Origin of the sequence: Neobacillus drentensis, from assembly GCF_036962765.1 — a bacterium.
GTDB classification, from domain to species: domain Bacteria; phylum Bacillota; class Bacilli; order Bacillales; family Cytobacillaceae; genus Neobacillus; species Neobacillus drentensis_C.
In genome coordinates, this window is sequence record NZ_JBALOS010000005.1 from 12,005 (window position 1) to 14,572 (window position 2,568).

The 2,568-nt window shown below is 33.5% G+C and carries 1 protein-coding gene; it reads right to left on the bottom strand.

Translation table 11 applies throughout. The features are described 5' to 3' along the window. Positions 1-449: 449 nt before the first annotated feature. Positions 450-2,279 carry a helix-turn-helix domain-containing protein gene (locus tag V7137_RS01705; protein ID WP_335696472.1) on the bottom strand — a complete coding sequence of 610 codons (1,830 nt, stop codon included), beginning with the start codon at positions 2,277-2,279 and terminating at the stop codon, positions 450-452. Between the last annotated feature and the right edge of the window lie 289 nt (positions 2,280-2,568).

A 2,568-nucleotide genomic window follows, 5' to 3' on the forward strand; every position in this document is an offset into this window, starting at 1 on the left:
CTTCATACCGCTGATGAAATACAAATTTTATGTTCCTGCGTGGACTATTGTCCTTCATACCGCTGATGAAAGACAAATTTGCTGTTCCTGCGTGGACTATTGTCTTTCATACCGCTGATGAAGGACAAATTACATGTTCCAGCGTGGACTATTGTCCTTCATACCGCTGATGAAAGACAAATTTGCTGTTTCTGCGTGGACTATTGTCCTTCATACCGCTTATGAAAGACAAATTTGCTGTTCCTGCGTGGACTATTGTCCTTCATACCGCCTATGAAGAACAAATCTCTCTCATCCTCGATGACTTGTGTCCTTCATGATGAAGCTGAAGATCCCCTTATGTCTAGTAAACAAGAAAAAGGTAGTATACATAATTGGTTAAGCGTCTGGCACTTTTTGATTTTTACCTGTTTTCAGCCATCCTACTAACTTTGCTTTCATGTAAAACTTTAGCTTTTGTTTTTCTGTAATGTGTCTTTAGCTTTTATACATTGATAAATATTGATTGCTAAATGAATATTAAATAATGGTTGACTATCATTCAAGTCTGTTGCTAGAATTTCCTCAATTCTCTTTAAACGGTAACTTAAAGTATTGGTGTGAATATGTAAAGAATCAGCCGTTTTCTTTATGTTTTGATTTTGGTCTAAATAAACAATCAGAGTGCTTAACAATTCGCCTTTTCTAGATTGTTCATATTGAATAAGGGGACCTAATACTTCTTGAATAAAATCGTTCAATTCTTCCTTTGAGTTTTGTAAAATAAACCTCTGAACGCCAAGGTCTGTATAACTAAGGACTCTATGATCAAAAAGATAGTTTTTGAGAAACTTAATGCACTTATTCGCTTCTACAAATGACTCATGGACAAAAGTAAGCCCTTGCTTAATTCTTCCAATGCCAATCGATACGTCTATCTCTCTATATTTATTTATAATCTCTTGTTGTAAATTTTTTCCAAGTTCTTTTATTTCTGCAACAATATTGGATGAAGGAACTCTTGAATGAAAGGATAGAAGAGCAACAATTTGATTTTCAACCCTTACTGCCATTACTTGAGAGTTCCTCCCAAGTAATGTCTTATTGGACATATGGAGTAAATTCCTTAAAACGTGTTCGCCTAAAACCTTTTGCTCATTTAATTTATCCTCAAAATTAATAATCATGGCAACATAGGTCCGGTTAGGGTCAAAATTTAAATTTTTTGCTTTCTGAATGAGTGCTTCATCCATCTGTCCAGAAAAAAGCTTCGTCACGAATTCCCCTCTTAAACGCTGCTGTGTTTCAAAAACGGCTTGTTCTTTTACCAGTTCAAGTGATATGATCGTACAAGCATGTTCGAGCGCAGCGATATCCACCTCACTCATTTTTTGTTTAGAAAGGATTATTAGCCCGCCTAGAGACTTTAGTTTAGACCCAAGTGATAATACAACTATTTGATAAGTTTCATCATTTAATGTTATATCGGAAACGGTATGTGAATTTTCAAGTGTTAGGATAATTTGTTTGGTATATTGTGTAATATACTCGGTCATCTCAACAGAAAATGAAGAATGGCAGGCAGAAGCCTTAAGTTCTCCGATCTCATTAAAGAGAAACATATGCTGTCCAATTGTTTTATGTATAAAATTCATAATGGATTGAATTCCTTCTCCATTTACAACAAGATTGGCTAGGTTCCTATGTATTTCTATTGAATGGGAAAGCATCCGAACTGTTTTTTCCTTTTCATAATAAAGACTGGATTTTTCTAAGGCAATCGCTGCTTGGTGGCCAATCGCTTCCAATAGATTAATATCCTCTTGCTTAAACTGCAAAGATTGTTCAAAAGAGTCCAATGTAATTACGCCAATACATTTTCCCTTTTGTAAAATAGGTGAAGAAATGACAGATGTAAAATGAAAATTACTCGGAATAGCCCGATCCAATAAATCTCTGTTATATGGAGTTAATGTAGACAGCGCTTGTTTAATTTCTACCTCATCCCAAAAAATTAGACATTTTTTTGCAGCAAAAGAAATCCCAGTCATGGATTCACCGCTAACTAGTTCAATTTGCCTGAAAATATGTGGATAAAATAATCCTTGAGCGGATTTTGCGATTAGTCGATTCTGGTTTTTGTCAAAAATCCATATAGAGCCTCCTCCAGCAGCTTCAACGACAGATATCGTTTCATTCATGATAGAATCAAAGATGGTATCAATATCTAATTTGGAATTAATAACGTTGGACACTTGGATTAAGGACTTTAGTTGTCGATGAGTTAATGTATCTTGCAACTTTCATCATCCTTACTCTATGAAATTTATTAATTTACCTATCAATCTATTTTTGCATTTTTTGTGTAAAACACACAAATTTTTCATAATAATATTCATGAAAATGTACATAGCATTATATTTCCTAATAGTTATATTATTAATATTATAAGAAAGTTATAAAAATATTGAAAGGGGGTCAGTACATAGAGATTTAGTGAAGGTTTGATAATTGTTACGAAAAAAAGGTTAATTATGAGTAATTTTGATGTAAAAAATATTTTTTTGTCGAAAATAGTCGAAATATTTA